Consider the following 16,105-nt stretch of genomic DNA (forward strand, 5'->3'; position numbering starts at 1 on the left):
CACCGCCGAAGGCAAGCTCTACCTGTGCGCGGTCAAGGATGTTTACTCCAACAGGATTGTCGGCTATTCGATCGACTCACGGATGAAGTCCCGCCTGGCCGTGGCAGCACTGAACAGTGCGGTCGCCCGACGCGGTGACATGGCCGGCTGCATTCTGCATACCGATCGCGGGTCTCAATTTCGGAGCCGGAAACTCGTCCATGCCCTGAATCGTCATGGCATGACCGGGTCGATGGGCCGGGTCGGGGCGTGCGGGGACAATGCAGCGATGGAATCGTTCTTCGCTCTGCTTCAAAAGAACGTCCTGGACCGGCGTTTCTGGGCTACCAGGGAGGACTTGAGGATCGCGATCGTGACCTGGATCGAACGCACCTACCACCGCCGCAGACGCCAAGCCGCCCTCGGCCGTTTGACCCCGATCGAATACGAGTCCATCATGAACACGCAGGCCACACTGGCAGCGTGACTAACCACTGTCACCTATCCGTGCAGCAGTCCCTAAGTCGGCGGCTCGCAGCTTCCATCCTGCGTGGGTAGCGCCATTTCATCCCGTCCCCCTCTAGTTCTCGGCAATCATATCTCCCGACCCATTACCCGGCTCGCTAAGAAGGCCCTGACGTGACTCAGGGCCTTCTCTTCGTTCCCTAGTTTTAGTGCAGCTAGCCTAAGCCAGAATCGTAAATGACGAGCCAGAATCATTCATTCTCAACTTAGACAAGACTTGGATACCTTATGCCTAGGGCCCATGGTCCGGACCACCCAGATAGACCGAGCTGACGGAGAAGCAACCAAATTTTCAACATCGGACGTTAGTAGCTCATCTCACTCCCCTGCGCCGCCCCGAAAGGGCGCACCACCACCGGGCTCTTCGTAGCGATGTTGTAGACCGGCGTGTCAGCAGCAGCCGATATCTCAGGACCTGCCTGGACTACAGCATCAGGACCGACCGCCGCCGTGTGAGCCGAACGCTGGTACACAGTGGTTCCGAAGCGCAGGTCCGGCCCGATCGTGTCAGCGACGATACGGCGAGCTTCGCGCTTTTCGCCGTCTTTCTCGTATGAACGGAACTCAAGCTCCCCGGCGACTGTGACAGGGTCACCCTTCTTCAGCGAGTTCGCAGCGTTCTCTGCGAGCGCGCGGAATGCGGAGACGCTGTGGAAGACCGGTTCGCCGTCCTGCCATGTACCGTCTGCTCCTTGGATTCGCTGGTTGACGGCCACACGCAGTTTGGCGTGGGCTACCCCGGAGTCCCCATAGCTAAGCTCCGGGTTCGCGACGAGGTTGCCGGCAATATTGATGGGAATCTTGGTACTCATTGCTTTCATCCTTTCCAGTCCCAGCGGGCTTCTCCCGCTGGACACCTAACTGATCGTCAGAGTCCCGGGCCTGCGATCACGGGCTCGTCCGGCAAACTCAAGGGCTGGCCTACGCTCACGTAGGTTGCCGGTCGGTTGAGGTATGGATCAGCTTCGGTCGCGGGGACCTTGCCTCCGAACCCGGGCGGCTGGGTGACTTCGAGGATCCCTTTCGTCGCTGCCGTGACTCGTCCCAGCACTGACTTTGCGATGTCCACGCGGGACCGAGGCAATTTCACCCTCGGTCCTTGCGAGGCGGCGTCGTTCTCGGTCTCGATGACGGCGTCGGCCCATCCGGCGAGATATGAGGCTGATTGTGGTCCGCGGTCGATTCCGTGGGCGCGGAGGACTGTGTAGGCAATGGATTCGGCCTCGACCTCGGCCAGCCCGCGGTGGTCGGCGCTGCTTCCGTAAAGCCGGCCGACGTCGTCGTCCGGCCCGTGCAAGAGGACGTGCCCGAGCTCGTGCGCGAGCACGGCGGTGCGTTCCTCAGCGTTCAGCCATGAACCTACCTGGACGTGGTGCTTTGCGAAGTCCGTATAGCCACTCGTGAGTCCATACTGGGCATCCTCGATGTGGACTTTGAAGCCGCGCCGATGGGCAACCTCCCCCAAGGAATCGAAAAGGTTCGAAGCGACCACACCGCGCCCGATTCGGTCGCGCGGCACGAGCAGCGGCGTTCCCGACGTTTGCGAGACGTCGAAGACGGCCTGGCCGCGCCAGCCAGTGATGACGGTCTTCTTTCCGTCGTCCACGGCGCCGCCAGGTAGCTTCTCGCCAACACGCGTCCGTTGCCGGGTGCCGTCCGGCAGAGTGAATTCCTGCATGCGTGCAGTGCGCGGCGCAATGACCCAAAGAGCGTGCTCGCCCTTCAGCACTGTTCGGCCGTGGCGTTCCCACTCCCTGTATCCAGCCACGAGAGTGGGCTCATCTGTTCCGCGCTGTGCCATCTGCATCATCAGCAGTGCCACGTTTCCGCCGGAGTACCGCCAAAGGGTTGCCGACGCGTCCAACAGCGTTTGCCAACGAGACGGCGACTCAACGGCCTGCTCCAGGATCGTGTGAAGTCCATCCGTCAGGACCGCGATGCGCTCCTCCGGTGTCATCCGCTGCTTGCCCACTCCGGGCAACGCGGACTGCGGTCCGACGAGAGTGGAACGCGGTTCGCTTTCATTTCTCGGAGCCACGACGGCTACCTCCATGCCTCTTGGAATCCGGATGCGGATACCTATTCATGTCCATCGGCGGCCAGACAGCATGACTTCATTTGCTCGGCCCCGGGTTGCCGGTGCGCCAACCTCCATTGGAGAAACTCGGGATCCTCTACTGCGAGGAGTCTCGCAGTCGGTTCCTTGTGCGATTGCAGGCCTACGCAGCCGGCCGTCCGGGTATGCGTCCGGAGACGCTCGACGGCGTGTGGGAGCCTCTCGTGAAAAGCCAGCGGCCCGAACCCAGCGTCATCGGCGGAGAACGAAACCTGCTCTAACCGTTGAAGGGCATAAAGCTCTGCCACCATTTCCGGATGCCTCCACCAGCAATCGGGCACCACCGACGTAGTCAGTTGATAAGTGGCAACCAGCCATTTCACCCAAGCTGCGAGCGCGGTCCAGACGTTTTCGGCCTGTTCCGGGCTCATGTCCCGCCACCGGTGGGTTGTTCCCGGGGAAGCGCCGGTAGCGCGGAAAGCTGATCTGAAGAGTTCTGCGGTCAGTTCGTCGTCGTCCTTCCCTGCTGACGGGATGTCGAAGAATTCGACGTCGTCACGATTCCCCATCGCTTGTTCTTTCGGCCATTTGTTGTTGCTTATGCCCTTCGGCCAGGGCCTGTTCGATTTCCGCTTTGGAGCGTCCCAGTTCCGCTGCGTCTTTGCGCTTGTGCCATTCGCGCAGATCCAAAAGGATCGGTCTGGTGCGCCGGCCCAGCATGAGCGCTGTACCGGCGGGCAACCGGCGGATCTCATCAAGTGCAATGACGGGGCTGTCGCGGATTTGTTCCCCGTCCTGGCGGCCCTGGGACGACCAGGAGCGGGTGTTCAATGTCAGGCTCCGTTCCCCCAGCAACCCGGCGAGCGAGCGAAGGTCGCGTTCGTCCGAACCGCCGCCGAAGATCACCTTGATGATCGCCGAGTCCCAGATAGTGGCTGCCTCATCGATAGACCAGCCCGTCCGGGCTTGGGAGAGCGACTGCAGCACCACGAGGGTCGAGATGCCGATTCCTCCGCCGTCGGCGAGCGCGATAGGCAGACCGGGCCACGGCGCGAGGTTGGCGATCTCGTCGAGGATCAGCGTAAGGGGCGGATCGAGCCGGCCGCCGGGTGAGACGAAGGCCATTTCCCTGGCCGCGTTGTCTATGTCGTCGATCAATGCCGAGAGATACGGTCCTGCGGCTGCGGCTCCCGCTCGAGTGCCGATCAAATAGAGCGTGCCCCTATCCCGGATGAAACTCTTCGGGTCGAATTCTTCTGACTCGTCGCGAGGATTCAGCGCGGCCAGGACTTTGGGCGAGGACAAGGGCGCCACAGCCGCCGAGACGCCAATCCAGGAATTGGACGTATTCCTTGGATCGTCCTCGAGGATTCCCATAAGGTCGGCTTGCCACCCCAGCCCAGCCCCAGGACGGCTGAGGACCTCCAACGCCTCTCGGGCCAGCACCGGGCTCGATGACCAACGCCGGAATGCACTGACGCCTTCGCCAGATAAAGCTGCAGCGTGAAGCAAGCACTGCAGGACTATCAAGGATCGCTTCTGCCAGGCGGCGTTCTCACCCTTCATCTCTGTGTCGGCTGTGATGACCAGGGCACGGCGCGTGGCAATATCCGGATCCTGGCATCCGCGGACCGGCGACCAGCGCAGCGTCGACGCCAGCCCGGACATTCCTTGCGGGTCGAACACGGTCACGGGCCTGTTCCCGGCCGCCCGGGCTTTCATCGTGACAACAAGGTTGTCGGCGCGGGTAGAAGTCGTCACCACAGCGCCGGGCGCATCGAGAATTGCATTGATAACGACGTACAAGCCCTTGCCCGAACGTGGCGCACCTTGGATGACCATCGATTCTTCGGTCGAGACGTGAATTGTGACCCCTCGAGACCGCCCGAGAGTCCAAGACACATCCTCAATGGAGGGGTTGCTCAATCCTGGCCGGGTGAACTTCCCCCGCCGCCGAACTGCCCGCGCGCCGAAATCATGCAAAATTTCCGAGCGGCCTGCGACACCATCACGGTTCAAGATCTCTTGCCGCAGCCATGCCCCCGACTGCCGCCATGTTCGCCACGCCCAAATACCCGCGACCGCGAGCGCGGCAAGGATCAGCAGAACCGGGGCGACAATCCACCAGACGTCCCCCATGCCAACCTCACAGTCGCCCGGGCGACGCACTATCCAGTCGATCCGGCCTGCAAAGAGTCCGACGGCGGCAGCAGGGTTGAGGCGCAACGGAGGTGTGGTGCCGCATCGCAAGGTGACGAGGAAACCGGCGAGAGCCTGGACGAGGAAGGAAAGGCCCACAAGCCCGGAAAGTGTGATGAGCCCGGCCGTCACCATAGGGCTGGTGTTTCCTGCCCGCGGATGCATGAACATCAGATCATCCGTTCATCGGTGCCGAAAACCTCGAGCTCATCCGTAGTGACACGGTTGGCGACAATGAAGGAGCGATTGCCGACCTTCCACAGGCCGACGCCCTTCGGGAGATTCTCCACGTGCTCGCACTCGGCCTCGGTCAGGCCGAGCGCTTCCTTGGTGAGGCGCATGGCATCGTGCTTTTGACGGTAGATGATTCGCGTATCGGCCTCGGTGAGAAGCCCGAGGGCCTTTTGACGATGCCCGCTGGTGCTGTCGCCGATCTCGTTGAGGTCAGCAACCTTGTGCATAATGAGGAGGTTCGCGATCCCGTAAGTGCGGGCAAGCCGCCACTGCTCGCTCATTTTGGCCAACATGTAGGGATCGGCGAGCATTCGCCACCCCTCGTCGTACACCACGAGCCGCTTCCCGCCGTCGGGATTCGTAACCGCAGCCTCTAACCAGGTGGCGCCACAAGCCGCTGCCAGGGAGAGCGCCTGCTCTGATGCCCCGATCAACGCCGAAGTATCCATGACCATCATCGGCGCATCAGCATCGAACGCAACGGTTGAAGGCGCATCGAACATGCCCTCCAGATCGCCAGATACGGTGCGCCGCAGAGAGTGACTCACGGCAGTTCCTCCATCCCTGCCGACTAGCCCGATAGTTTCCTTCGACGGGTTCAGCAGGTGATCCAGGACCATTGGCAACGTTGGGTTCGAGTTCTGGGCAACCGTCTCCATGAGGGCCATATCCAGGGCTGTGTGCTCAACAGGATGGAGTGGCATCCCCTGCCGCATCAGCGACACTAAGGCCACCAGTAGGTAGCGACGGCGTTGGCGAACCACAGCCTGCCACTGCGCGTTGCTCAAGGCACTGGATCGTGGCCCGGCGTCGAGCGGGTTGACGCGAGCGGCGCGACCTGGGCCAACGGAGATGACTTTTCCGCCGACAGCGTTGGCGACTGCGACCCATTCGCCTTTGGGGTCTGAAGCCACCGCAGCCTTTCTCCCCAGGGTGATCGACCGAGCTACCAAGGATTTTCCGCACATTGACTTTCCGGTTCCGACGGTGCCGATAACGACGATCGACGGCCCGTTAATGACGCCTTTGTCGTAGAGGATCCACGGATCATAGGAAAAGGCACCGGACCCGAAGACGTCCGTGCCTATGTAGGTTCCCTCATGACCCAGGCCCGATTCGGTGATGAATGGGTAGGCTGCCGCGAAGGTCATCGTTGACGCACGGTGTGGTGCCAGGCGCAGCCGGTGAGGGCCGCGGAGGGAGTCCGGTTCGCGGCTGCCCCAGTCTCCTCCAGGCTCAACACCGTCCAGGCCGGCGTCGAGCGCTTCACCAATCTTCTGAAGGGCGCCGACCCAAGGTTGGCTATCCGCTCTCCCAACCTCTCGCCGTCGTTCTTTCCACGCGCGTTTCCCACCGGACGGAACGTATTGGACGTTCTGAGCGGCGCGGGTCATCGCAGACCCCTTCCGAACGGAAGCGCCCCCGCAACAAACGCCGCCCATTGCTGTCCTGCCAGTAGCCGCAACTCGACGAATGCACCGGCCGCCGCAGACTCCAGTTCTTGGCGGTGTCTGGCCAATTCCTCAAGCGACGATGCGGTGATGGTGATGTAAGCAGCTGGTCGCACGTCGCCGTGGCCAGCGACAATTTCTTCCTCGCGTTGGGAGACTTCTTCTTCCTCAGCCCGCTGCTCGCGGGTGAGGGGTCTGTCGAAGCGCGTGTTGATCCGGCGCCGGGTTTCATGGGCTTCTTGCGCGGAGCGTATGTCCCGTAACGCCTCCGCCGTCGGCACGGTCCGGATCACTTCGGTCACTGTGTGGCGGAAATCCCCGACATAAATCAAGGGATGAAGAAATCCGGGAAAGACCTTCTGCCGCGGCCATTCGGCGATCCAGAACGTTTGATGGAACCCCGAGTCGGTTCGGACATACGTCCAATGCTCTTCGACCGCCATGGGCCCTGAGGCGGAATTTCGTCTCGTCGAGTCCTGATTTTCGGTTCCATCGACGGCTCGATGCTCTGCGCTGTCCGCAACCGCTGCCGGGTCGAATGCTGCGCGGATAACGTCGAGAATTCCGTTCTCAGGTAGCCACTCCTCGACCCTGACATTGTGGGTCGCCAGCGCCGTCGTGATCGCTTCGACCTCCAGCCGAAGTACTTGTTCGACGCCGGCCACTCCCCCGCCGGATTCCCTGATCCGCCGTCGGGCTTTGGCTGTGTCAAGAACGAGAGCGATCAAGAGATCATGACTCATGGCGGATCCAGCCGCCGAGATCAGGTCCTCGTAAGCTCGCTGTCCCCAGGTGAGTTCGTCTGGCCTGCCTGCGCCCACCGCCCGTTCGTAGAAGGCACGCAGAGCCGACGACGGATAAGGAACGGTGTAATCCTGAACGGCGATTCTCGCCACACTCGTTCGCTGGGCCATTCCCGCCTGAACCCGGGACCACGCCTGCACGGCCCAGGCTTTGTCGTCGGTGTCCAACAGCGCGAAAGACCGAGTGCTGCAGCGCAACACTGCCACAGCTTCCCTACCGCGGACGTCCACGATAAAAGCTTCCCCATGAGCGGTACGGCGCAGCTCCAAGTTTCCCAGTCCGCCCGGAAGTGCCAACCGGCCGGCCAGGACAGCGCGTTCCGGCCGGCCCAAGAATCCGGTCTGGCTTTTGATCGATCTATAGAAGAACAGAAGAGCATGGCTCGCCCACACAGGGTACGGAATCCGCGAGTACTGCAGCAATCCGAGCAAGATCAGCACTAGCCACAGCGGGCCCGAGGTGAACAGGCCGGCGGGTCCGTTGACAGCCGAGGCCACACTTGCCACGAGGACACCCGCAGCAAGCCAAAGCAGTTGATACCACTTCAGCCCCATGAAAAGACCGCGGCGCTCGTACCGGGGGAACTTGACTGCCTCAAGCGTTCTTGCATTTTCATACATGGGAATCATTGGCTTTCGGCGTCTTCACGATTGTTTTGGATTGGGCCGACGGAGGGACCGTCGGGGCGACTGGAGAAGAGGACTTGGGCGATGCGGAACGTCCCGGCACCGAGAACTGCGGCGGCTGGCTCGGGGTCTTCGGAGTCAATCCGTCAGTTGAGCGGTGTGCCGAACTCGATCCCCCGGATCCCTGCATTCCGGGCGAGTCAAGACGCGAAGGCGCGGTTCCGGCGTCGAGCATTGGCGTTGCTCGTTTTGCACCAGAATTCCCCAACGGCGGCACAATCGGCGGCGTTCCTGGTAGGGCCGGTCGGGGCGGCTGCGCGGTCGAGGGAAACTTAGGACGGCTCGACGGGATGGGCCGAGTGATCGCCGAGCGGGAAGCCAGTCCAGCGAGTGTGAATCGACCGCCCGTCTGCCGGCTGATCTGCCGGGCCGTGAAGGCTGAGCTGCGTGAAAGGATGTGGCCACCGCCTGCGGTTTGTGCAGCCGCCGCCAACTCGCCACCGGCGAAGCTAACCAGCCTTAAAGCCATTAGAGGGGCGCCGCACGCCAAGGCCATACCGACGGCACCCCCGGCCAGCCCAGCGAATGACTTCGATTCGGCAAAAAGCCTGATGGCCACGGCGAGGACCGTTGCGGCCAGCGGCTTTGCGATGAGCAGCGCAACCACGATCTCACACCACCTTCGAGCCCAGGACTTCGTCTTTTCCCACGGCATGAGCATCAAGGCCACCGGCGCGACGGCCGCGAGCACGATGAGGGCGAACGACCGGAAGATCATCGAGCACATCAGGATGAATGCCAGGATCCAGACCACGATGACGGCCATGGCCGTTACGATGACCGCCCCAGCAGCACCGCTGCTCGTTCCCGGGGATAGCGACACCACGTTCCATTCCCGGCCGGATCCCTCAGATGCGCGTTCGAAGCCGAAAAGTCGCATGAACACGACGTATGGGTCGGTTCCCATCGAATCGAGGAGCGCCTCAGCTGCGGAATCACCGACCTTCGTGAGCTGCCGGGCCAAGTAGACCGCACCGGCCACCATCGGTATGGCAACAGCACCACCCACGAGTGCCCTGATCAAACGACGAGGCTGTTGGCTAATGAGCCCAGACAGCAACTGGAGGATCATAGCGATGACGAGCGGGGTCAACATGACGACGACCCACCAGTTCGTTAGGCCTTGCACCGCGCTCCACTGGGAGTCATCAACGTTTGAGACGCTGAACGCGCCGGTGATGAATGACCAGATCCACGACCCGATGTTCTGGAGGATCTCCGCGAACATCGACGTGATGGAGCCTTGGAAGCCATCGTTCGCTTGGGAGACGAGGCCGCAGCCAGGCGGCCACCATCCGTTCAGATCACACTGAACCGGCATGGCTAGAACCCTAGAGGGAATGCCGACTGGGACCAGAGGATGTAGCCGTTGATGCCGCCAAGGATCGCGGCCACCGGGCCGGTCCATAGCAGAATCATGCCGCCACCGGAGGCCAGCCGCGACGACTGGCTCAACTTTCCGGCCAGGAGCATCGCGGCCCCGACGATCGCCACAATGGCAATCACTATGAAGGCACCGACCAGAATGCCGCCGCCGATCTCTTTCAGCGAGGCAAGGAAAGGAAAATTAGGGTTCGGGGTGATTCCCGGATCCACAGCTGCGAAAAGCATGACGCGCGCTCCGTCCGTCGACTTCCAAAGGAATGAGCAAATTTGAGCTCACGACTTCATGGACACAGCGGGACGGAACGACATGACCTCGGCGGGCAGATCGGATCGGCCATTGAGGGAGCGGACTGATGTCGGACTGCCGTCAGGGGCGCTTGAGATGGACGCGCAGCATCCCGGACCAGTTGTTGGAGGAGTAGCTGCTCACGACACCGGCCTCTTTCAATCGCTCGAGTACCGAGCGATGCGCGTCGTCGTCGGGGAGGCTGGCCTGCCGGGTCCCCGGTTGGGTGATTGTGGCGTAATCCCCGCCCATGGCGTTGAGCAGGGAGCGCATCTCCTCGAACGGCAGACCCTGTGATCGTGCAATGAGGCCGATGAGACGTGCAGATCCCGCTCCTCCTCTCTGGAGCACATCGAGCTGCGCGTGGTTCAGTGCGATCCCCTCTTCCAGGGCGAAATCGGCGATGGGGCCGAGTCCGCGAGGTGCGGCAGCTGCATACGCGGGGAGATGTCCGATCACAGCGAGCTTGACGCTGGCAGGCACAAGGGCGCTGCCGAACAGCTGTGGCAATTGGGAGCCGGGGAGGACCATGGGGTCGAAGAATTCGGAGAAGTGCGAGGACTTACTGATGGCGAACTCGCGAGTCGGCCAGTCGATCATGAGCCTGTCGGAGAATGCTGATCTGTCGTCGGCTATGATCCCGCGCTCGATGAGCAGGCCGATGAGATCTCCGGATTCAGGCGTGATGCCGGTCGCAGGGAGGACATCGGAGAGTTCGAGGCTTGCTGCGAGATTCGCGCGGAGGCACTGGCTGGGCAGTGGCCCGCGGGCGTCCAGGATCGCCGCGGCCAGTTTGGCGCGGGCCGGCTCGGAGGCTCCTTCGATTTCGCTGACCTTCCCGCTGTGCCCGAGCAGGGTGGCGAGATTCGTGTCAATCTGACCTGTGGCGTCCATGTAGAAGGTGATGTTCGCAAACGTCGGAGGCACCCTCAGGTCGAAGACAAGGTCTCCGAATGCCGCTTCGGGCGCGCTCGTCAGGTCATCAATGCGGCAGTCGTCGGCGGAACGCCTGATGATCTCTCCAAGCGCCGGCGAGCTCGAAGTCGCAACGGCTTCGATGATCTCTGCGAAGGCAGCGGGCGAGTGTATGGTGGGCTGCTCGTGTTCGCACGCACTGACTGCGGCAAGGTATTCGGGGGCCCGGGCGACTGCCTGTCCGAATACGGGCTCGCTGTTGGACCGGAGAACGTCGAGTGCGATGTCGGGCGCTCCCGCGAGAGCCAGAAGATTCTCTTCGGTCATGCTGTAGGCCCCGGTGTTCGCCACTGCTGCGCGGGCGGCAGGGCTGAGAAGGGTGACCGACGGGATCTTTGTTCCGGTCCGCGTGATCAGGTCGATGGCGCGCGGCGCGTCGGTCTGGCGGGCGCTTTCAGTGATCGCCGCGAATTCTGTCCAGTGCGCGTCGATGTACTCGCGCACTGGGTCCCCGAGTTCGTAGGTGAGCCCATCCATCCAGCTGGACAGGGCAGCATCGAAGAGAGCTGACGGTGCGCCCGCGTCCACGGGGGCCTCGGTCGCGAGGTAGGTGAAGAATCCTGGCAATCGCCCGAGCAAATCCTCGACAAACCTCGTCTTCTCTCCCGTGCTGAGTTCGAGGTACTTACCGACGAATTTCCGCTCCGGCTCGCCCCAGCTGGCGATCTGCCGCATCAGCGGGTCAGCGCGGGACGGCGATTGGCTCAGAAGGAAGTCGACCACCGAGATGTTGTACATGCTCCGGTCTGAAAGGATCGTTTCTCCCTTCTCGGCGAGGATAGCTTCTACGTCTTCTGGGGTGAGCTGTGCCGTGTAGTCCGAGTGTCCTTTGTCGATGTAGTGGACGATGTAGTTGAGGGCGTTCGGCCGAAGGTGCTCGCCGTAGTAGATGGAGATGTAGAGCGCGAAGTACTCGTTGATGAAGCCGTTGGCAACCAGGTCGTACGCGAGGGGGGACTGTAGGATCTGCTTGGCCAGGTCTTGGAAGGAGTCTGAACCGAGCGTGAACTCCGGGCGGTTGAAGATCTCCTGCCACTCGTGGTGGCGTAGGAAGGCGACGTCGGCTTGCGCGTTTTCGCACCGGCCCTGAATGGCTGACCGCTCCTCGAGGTCCCACTCGGCCAGGTCGATTTTCTCATTCAGGAATGTCGGCAGGTCACCGAAGGGGACCCAGTAGGTGTGGCTGTTGGTTCCGCTTGCGGCGTCGACGTACAACTCTCTCTGGTTTGCGATGATGTCGATCCAGAAATCCTTCTCTTCCAGGCGTTCGAGAGGCACCCATGCCCCTCCCACCTGGAACAGCTGGGAGCCTCCACGTCGGGCGAGCCGGCCGTGGAAGGCGGCGACTTCCTTCAGCCGTTTTCCGAGATGCCGGCTGCGCTCCTCGATGAAGTCGTGCGACCTGAGAAACGTGGTCTCCTTCAGCACCTGCTCAGACCGGTCATCGATATTCACCCTGACCAGTTCCCTCCACGCATCGTGGAGTTCGTCCAGTTTGCTGGTACCAAATCGGATGGCCTCGAAGTCGCCCATGTGCATGTTCTTATACAGCACCATGGCGAAGAGCAGATCGGCGTTGAGGCCGGGCATCTTTTTTTGATCTTCAACCTCGTCGAGGAGGCGTCGTTTGAAGATGTCGAACTCGTTGCTGATGCTGAGGATGAGCCTCATGTCGGCCACGTGACGGGCGGCTACGTCGACCAAGGGCCGAGCCACGCGGTCACCCATGGTTTTGCTCATCAGGTCGCGGGCGTTGTGGTGCGTGATGAACGGCACGAGAGGAATTACGACGTCGAAGAACTTGGTTCGGCTGAACTGATCGGCGTGTCCCTGTTCCTTCGCTTCGTCCGTGGTCTCGCTATCGGCTTGCAGCAGCTTGTCGAACACGCTGTCCCGGAGTGCGTAGATGAACTTCACGGGAGGGCGGCCAGTAGTTGGGCGACCAAAGAACTGCTTGAATCCGCGGGAATCGCCTGCCCGGTTCGCAACCTGGTGGGACCCGTTGAGCAGGGTGTTGAGGGCTCGGAGTGTCTCGAAGATGTGGATGTTCTCGAACCTGTCGATGTCCTCGAAGACCACGATGTCCCGTCCGCTGACCTCGAAGAAGTAGACGATCTCGTCGAGATACTGGTCGAAATAACTCGTGGACTGCGGCGAGAGCGTCACAGTAGCCGCACCGGCGGCCACCTTCTCCAGGAACAGCCGGTTGTGGGTGAACCAGAGTATGGTGACCAGGATTGCGGCTATCAGCAGAACTAGGACGGCGTGCGCAAGCACCTGTGGAAGAAGGTCGTTCCCGACTCCGGCCACCAGGGGCTTGTCGAGGCCTGAAAGGAACAGGACAGCGACAACGGCTACTCCGATCGCGAACGCAAAGAGCGTCGGCTCGGCGATCCTGAAGCGGGTGATCCGGCGGAATCTCGAGCCCCGGGTCTCTGCGGGATCCAGGCTGTAGAGGATCTGCTTAACGATCTCCTTCTGGATCCGGTTCGTCGTCGTCGTCGAGGCCGGATTGGCGCTTGTCCCCGGTGTCGGAGATGCGGAGGGCTCGGGTTCGTCCGGCTTGTCCCCGACGGTCGAGAGCGACAGCTGGACCACCCGAGTCGGGTAGAGCTCGGAAATCTTCTCCAGAGCGCTGCTCTTGCCCGTGCCGTAGGGGCCGGTCAGTGCGATGTTCTTCACCTTGGGCCGATTTTCGATAGCATCGGCCAAAGCCTCGACATAGACGCCGTGCTGTTCTCTGCTGTAGCCAGGAGTAAGGCTCAACAGTTCCAATTTCCGATCCGAGCCGGTTTCTACTGCACCGTCGAGAGTGCCCCCATGATCCATAACCGAATGCTATCCCGCGTGGCCGTGATACCAGCGGATAGTCTCGGCCGTCTTAGTCGATGTGTCCGTCAAGTTCGGCCGTAGGCCCTTGAGGGCCTTGGCGATGCTGGTGTTCAGCTCGTCGGCCCGAGCGAGGATTGCGGCCTCCTCCTCCGGGGCGATCTGCCTTACTGACTTCACGGCAGGTGCATGACCGGTCGGAAGGTCTACTTGGTGCTGTCTGTTTATCGGGCATGTGCGCGGTCGTCATGATGCGCGATGACCCTGGACCGCTATGCCGACCGGACGACCCCGATACTGTTGCGGACGCGCTGGGGCGGCGCCGAGCAGACCGGCCCGCCTGACAAGGATCTGACAAGGGTGCAGGCGTGAAAAGCCGTGTGCAGATGTGAGTTGACCGGGGAAGAGTGCACCAAGAATGGCGGAATCACGAGGAAGTTGGAGGTTTTCCGAGGTTTACCGGAGCCATGATTCTGGGTTCAAATCCCACCGTCACCGCGAGGGGGGTTTTACGAATTACCCCCGCCAGTGATTATCATGCGTAATTTTGCGATGTCTCGTGACTCCATGAGCCTTACCCGCTATGTTTCGCGCACCCACGCGGCGAATCCACATGAGTTCGGGAAAGTTGAGGATATTCGCTGGCCGCCCCGGAACTCGACACCGACCGCGATCTGGCAAGCGCCGCGCATCTGCAGCACTACTTCTCTCACCGAATCCTCAGTCGCTTGCGTGAGTATGTGCTCTCACTTCGAAAGTATGCTCCGATGACAGGGAAGAACTACGACCGAGTCATCAAGGTCTGCCGAGGCAACACCGCCCTCAAAATAGAGGGGTCTTCCGCGCCGGGCGTCTACTTGGCGACATCATCGACCCTGCTGGCACCCCGTTTCATCAGTTCGCCAATTCGATTAGAGGATGCCCAATCGCTTGGGCGCTACGCTGGCAACCCGGTTCCCGCTAACTTCTAACTGACTCCTCTAGGCTCCCCGTGAACTCCACGGACCTTTGGAACAACCGAGAGGCGAAAGCGTTGTTCCTAGTCCCGGACCGTGGCACCTAGATTCCGTGACACCAATTCGGAGCCGGATTCCGTCACCTTGACGATCGGGGACAAAGAGGACGTTAGCGAGTTCGGCCCTTGGACCGGAGATGATCCGGGGCAACGTGTAGGTCCAGATCTCGTCTTGACACTGGGCGGACCGGCCTTGACCATGCCAGCAGTGTAGGGCGGAGTGTTGTCGGCCAGCAGCCCTACGGGACTTGGTCAGTTCCGTAGCGAAGCCAGTCGTAGACTACGCAGAGTTTGCCGTACTGCGTTGTCCACCACGAATATTGGCGTTGCGCAAGATTGGCAAGTAGGTATTGCTGCAAGCCCTGCCAATCAGCTGTGTAGCGGACGACCTCCCATGGGTTTTTGAAGATCCATTCGGTTCCCCTTTTCGAGACGAGCTCGTCCATTGTGAGAGTCTGAGGTTCCACCCTCGGTCTCAGCAACGTATTGACCCTATCTACGCGCTTCTTTACTTGGGTGGGAACCTTCGCGGCCGAGGCAACCTGCCCGTCCGCAGTCAAAGCATTCATCTGGCGCAAGTATTTGAAACAAGGCACGTACCAGGCCAGTTGGAAATGCGGCATAGCGTTTGCCACAACCTGCTCAGGCGCCAGGCCTCGATCTGGGGCTTCAAGTACATCGTCCATGATGTCGTGGCGGGTCAGACCAATGATTCCCTTCACGGTCATCTTCGCCCCAACTCCAAAGACAACGTCGAAGTTGTCGGAGCTGTCATCATCCTCGATGTCGGATACCCGCACCGGACGTCCATGCGGATCATTGTTCTTGACCAGCTCATAGACTTGAGATTTCAGGTGGCGCAGCACGCGGGCTGGCATTGCTCGCTCGCGTTGACCCAAAACCGTGAACAGTTCCACAAAGTCGGGCACAACGATTTCCACCGCTTGAATGCTTACCCCGTTAGCCAGGACAGATCTTGTTCGGACCTCAGGCGAGGAGGTAGGTCGCCAGTGGGAATATCAACCGGTCACGCAGTTTATCTACGTTCTTACCGCGCATCGCAGCTACAAGCGATTCCAGGATTTCCTGAATGTTCAGATCGCTCATGCTGTAGCCAAGGAAGATGACAGGGTGTTCGACGAAGACAGTCATCAGCTTGGCCGCCAGGTAGGCGTTACGGTCTCGGAAGTCTTGATAGTCCTCTGCTGTGAGTACAAGTGAGCCGGGGTCGGTCGAGGAACCGTGAATCATGTAGATCTCAGCGATTCCTTGAGTGTCAGAGAACAGGAGCTGATCCTGACCGACAAACGCGGTATAGCTCTCGAATGCCTTTGACAGGAGGGGATCGTAGTTCGTGGTGATGACGCCATCGGCGTCTACGGCCTTGAGCAGATCGAACTCAGCCGCATGGTCGGGCGGTATGGGAGTGCTGGCAACCTTGATGTCAACCAGATTGGCGACTTCAATCTTCAGGGCAGATGATGGATCGGTCACCTGATCCTGCCATTTGGCTCTGGACGCCTCGAAGTCCGGGGACTTCCACCACACCGGGTAGAACGCATCAGCAATCAAGCTGGCGGTCTTTGGTAGATCACTACCGGCGAGACCTTTTTAGTAGGCATACGGGTTAGATGTCAGGTCCGCGAAATGCCGCAGAAGCCCCTCCCAGTCAGGGATGCC

The 16,105-nt window shown here is 61.1% G+C and carries 12 protein-coding genes; 1 reads left to right on the forward strand and 11 read right to left on the reverse strand.

The genetic code is table 11. The annotated features are described in order from the left end of the window. Positions 1 to 466 (forward strand): IS3 family transposase (locus tag L0B83_RS16725; RefSeq protein WP_234759689.1); only part of this gene is annotated, 466 nt, incomplete at its 5' end. A gap of 343 nt (positions 467 to 809) precedes the next feature. On the opposite strand, the gene L0B83_RS16730 is transcribed toward L0B83_RS16725, so the two are convergent. From L0B83_RS16730 to L0B83_RS16780, 11 genes are all read right to left on the reverse strand, one after another. Beyond that, on the reverse strand, positions 810 to 1,316 hold the full coding sequence (locus L0B83_RS16730; protein WP_234759690.1) for a single-stranded DNA-binding protein: 507 nt from the start codon (positions 1,314 to 1,316) through the stop codon (positions 810 to 812). Positions 1,317 to 1,372: 56 nt separating this feature from the next. Then, positions 1,373 to 2,542 (reverse strand): ArdC-like ssDNA-binding domain-containing protein, encoded by a 1,170-nt coding sequence (locus L0B83_RS16735; protein ID WP_234759691.1) that lies wholly within the window; start codon positions 2,540 to 2,542, stop codon positions 1,373 to 1,375. Between the two features lie 41 nt (positions 2,543 to 2,583). Continuing rightward, positions 2,584 to 3,129 carry a hypothetical protein gene (locus L0B83_RS16740; protein WP_234759692.1) on the reverse strand — a complete coding sequence of 182 codons (546 nt, stop codon included), beginning with the start codon at positions 3,127 to 3,129 and terminating at the stop codon, positions 2,584 to 2,586. Then, positions 3,116 to 4,930, reverse strand: a complete 1,815-nt coding sequence (locus L0B83_RS16745; protein WP_234759693.1) for a type IV secretory system conjugative DNA transfer family protein — start codon at positions 4,928 to 4,930, stop codon at positions 3,116 to 3,118. The genes L0B83_RS16740 and L0B83_RS16745 overlap by 14 nt, the downstream gene beginning before the upstream one ends. Further along, positions 4,930 to 6,387: a putative type IV secretion/conjugal transfer ATPase gene (locus L0B83_RS16750; RefSeq protein WP_234759694.1), complete on the reverse strand. Its 1,458-nt coding sequence runs from the start codon at positions 6,385 to 6,387 to the stop codon at positions 4,930 to 4,932. The genes L0B83_RS16745 and L0B83_RS16750 overlap by 1 nt, the downstream gene beginning before the upstream one ends. Next, a complete protein-coding gene (locus tag L0B83_RS16755) occupies positions 6,384 to 7,868 on the reverse strand; it encodes an SCO6880 family protein (protein ID WP_234759695.1) in 1,485 nt (494 codons plus the stop codon). Before L0B83_RS16755 ends, L0B83_RS16750 begins: the two co-directional genes overlap by 4 nt. Then, positions 7,861 to 9,255: a type IV secretion system protein gene (locus L0B83_RS16760; RefSeq protein WP_234759696.1), complete on the reverse strand. Its 1,395-nt coding sequence runs from the start codon at positions 9,253 to 9,255 to the stop codon at positions 7,861 to 7,863. The genes L0B83_RS16755 and L0B83_RS16760 overlap by 8 nt, the downstream gene beginning before the upstream one ends. A 2-nt stretch (positions 9,256 to 9,257) precedes the next feature. After that, a complete protein-coding gene (locus L0B83_RS16765; RefSeq protein WP_234759697.1) occupies positions 9,258 to 9,545 on the reverse strand; it encodes a hypothetical protein in 288 nt (95 codons plus the stop codon). A gap of 142 nt (positions 9,546 to 9,687) precedes the next feature. Beyond that, a complete protein-coding gene (locus L0B83_RS16770) occupies positions 9,688 to 13,410 on the reverse strand; it encodes a YobI family P-loop NTPase (RefSeq protein WP_234759698.1) in 3,723 nt (1,240 codons plus the stop codon). Between the two features lie 1,254 nt (positions 13,411 to 14,664). Beyond that, the gene (locus tag L0B83_RS16775) at positions 14,665 to 15,366 is read right to left on the reverse strand and encodes a hypothetical protein (RefSeq protein ID WP_234759699.1); all 702 of its coding nucleotides are present in this window, start codon (positions 15,364 to 15,366) and stop codon (positions 14,665 to 14,667) included. Between the two features lie 46 nt (positions 15,367 to 15,412). Next, the gene (locus L0B83_RS16780) at positions 15,413 to 15,997 is read right to left on the reverse strand and encodes an SIR2 family NAD-dependent protein deacylase (RefSeq protein ID WP_234759700.1); all 585 of its coding nucleotides are present in this window, start codon (positions 15,995 to 15,997) and stop codon (positions 15,413 to 15,415) included. Between the last annotated feature and the right edge of the window lie 108 nt (positions 15,998 to 16,105).

It is taken from the genome of Arthrobacter alkaliphilus (genome assembly GCF_021483235.1).
In the GTDB taxonomy this organism is placed as follows: domain Bacteria; phylum Actinomycetota; class Actinomycetes; order Actinomycetales; family Micrococcaceae; genus Arthrobacter; species Arthrobacter alkaliphilus.